The 2,425-nt window shown below is 49.9% G+C and carries 2 protein-coding genes; both read right to left on the reverse strand.

The genetic code is table 11. The features are described 5' to 3' along the window. Positions 1-46: 46 nt before the first annotated feature. Positions 47-784 (reverse strand): IS21-like element helper ATPase IstB, encoded by a 738-nt coding sequence (gene istB / locus KDN35_RS19620; protein WP_212133733.1) that lies wholly within the window; start codon positions 782-784, stop codon positions 47-49. Next, positions 781-2,268, reverse strand: a complete 1,488-nt coding sequence (gene istA / locus KDN35_RS19625; protein ID WP_212133735.1) for an IS21 family transposase — start codon at positions 2,266-2,268, stop codon at positions 781-783. Before istA ends, istB begins: the two co-directional genes overlap by 4 nt. Positions 2,269-2,425: the final 157 nt, after the last annotated feature.

Genomic DNA, 2,425 nt, shown 5'->3' on the forward strand with positions numbered 1-2,425 from the left:
TGTGTTTGGCAAGTAGAAAATGCTCAATTTGGCAGCCATTTTGTGCCTAACCTTGCCACGCGTTTTCAGGTCCCGAAAGCGCATGTCGCAATCGGTAACTCTCGCCAGTAAACGCTAGAATGTGAGCATGGTGTACGAGGCGATCCACCAAGGCCGCCGTTAGGCGGCTATCTCCGAACACCCGAGTCCACTGCCCAAACTCCAGATTTGAAGTCACAATAATGCTGTTTCGTTCGTAACAATCTGCAATCAAGTGAAACAATAATTCGGCCCCATCCTGGTGAAACGGAACAAATCCTAACTCGTCTAGGATCAACAAGTCGCATCGTTCCATGTCCTTCTTGAAACGTGCAAGTGTCCCGGTGTGGTGACGTTGCTGTAACTGCGCCACCAAATCTGCTACCCGGAAGAACCGCACGTTGTATCCTTCCCGGCACGCTGCTACCCCCAGTGCCGTCGCTAGATGCGTTTTCCCTGTACCGACTCCTCCTAACATCAAAATGTTTTGTCGCTTGTGTACGAATTCAAGCGAACACAACGCGTGCTGTGTCAGGCTGGGTGGAAATGTGATCGATTCAAATGTGTAATTCTCCAGTGTCTTGATCTGATGAAATCGTGCTTTTTTCAACAGACGACGCACCTTGGCCAGCTCTCGTTGTTCTTTTTCGGCCCGCAAGACCGCCAACAAAAATTGTTCCCGGCTCTCAAATGGCTGTGAGGCATAGTGATCCATCACATAACCTAGCCGTAAGGCTTTGCATAGTCGACGAAGTTCCTCTTTCACGGTGTCATCACCGCCCGTTTCAGTTGGTCATATCGGGAGATATCGGGCTCCTGCTGTAACAACACCGTTGGTGTGTAAGGATCAGTAATGACCTCAAACGAACGGTCTGGATGCTGCATCCGATATAACCGATGTTCCATTACCGTCCAATCGGGGGTTGGGACTGCTAATACGTGATCGAGTTGTTCTAAAGTTGCTCCACTTTTGAGCTGGCGAATCAACCAGGAAAGCCTGCGGCGTTTCTCATCAACCGTTTCTGCTGACGTTAACCATTTTTGTATCGCCATCGGCAGGTTGCCGAACAACGAAGCGTACGGGAGAGCACGTGGTTTGGCCTGAAAAGCTCGCAACACGGTGACCCAGTCAATGGGTTGCCCCTGCTGCATGTAAGGGCGGGCTATGGTCGTTATGACGCGCTGCTGAGCATCCAACACGTCGACTGTGTCCCATCGAATTTTGAGCAACACGGTTTGACCTGGCTGTGTGCCCGTAAGGGGAATAGGTGTACCATCCAGTTTGATTTCCCCGTAATTGTTCACACGTGCTGGCCCCAAACGAACCGCCTCAAAGGGCATCATCGGCAATTGAAGCAATTTCCTTTGGTCATGCTCCCACAATTTGCGAATCGACTCTCCCTTGGCGTAGTGGAGTCGATTTAAGTCTTGTTCTGCGCGTTGATCCAGTTGGATTTGCAGTTCCTCAAGACTGGATCCGCTCGGTGTTGGCACACACCAATTGCGTCGTGTATATCCGACTTTGTTCTCGACATGTCCTTTCTCATGACCGCTTGCCGGATTACAAAAAACGGGTTCGAATCGATAATGTAATACAAATCGCTCGAATGTGTCTGTCAGGTGCCGCTGTCCTTCCGGACCTACAGATACAACGGCAGCTGATAGATTATCGAACCATAGTCGTGTTGGAACCCCGCCGATGCGCTCAAATATGCGCCGCAGTCCCTCTAAGAAACATTCTGTGTTTTCAGCTGGCAACAACATGGCAAACGCGGCGTTGCTGTACGGGAAGGATATCGTCAGTTGCTTCATGGTTTGCTCTCGACCATTGAGGATGACCTGGACTGTGCCGAAATCCACTTGAGCCTCGCCGCCAGGATGCTCCAACCGCAGGTAGGCCATTTTGTCTTGTTGTCTCAATTCCTTGCGACGTTTGGCCACGTAGTACCTTACGGTACGGTCGCTGCCAGTAAAGCCGTGTTCGGCAACCAGCCGGTCATAAATTCGTTTCGCTGTATGCCGCTGTTTCCGTGGGCGTGTCCCATCCTCCAGAAGCCATGCATCGACAATATCGAGATAGGGCTCCAACACTCGATAGCGGCGTGACACCGACTTCATTGGTTGATTCCAGTCGTCGCAATCTGCGTATTTTTTCGCAGTTCGCCAATGAATCCCCAATTTCTTTGCAATTTGATTTATAGAGAGCGCTTCTTTCTCTCTCAAATGTTTGATAAACTGAACATAAGCCATTGCTAGCATTCCTTTCATCCTCTCCTGTCTGATGTCGCCAAACAAGAGAGTAGAGTGATGAGGGAACGCTGGCAAGGTTTTTTTACTTTCTATGGCATGCTCATCAATTGGGCATTTTCACATTTCCGAATTCGGCACATTTAGTTTGCCAAATACA

The organism is Brevibacillus sp. NL20B1 (assembly GCF_018195675.1).
Classification (GTDB): Bacteria; Bacillota; Bacilli; order Brevibacillales; family Brevibacillaceae; genus Brevibacillus; species Brevibacillus aydinogluensis.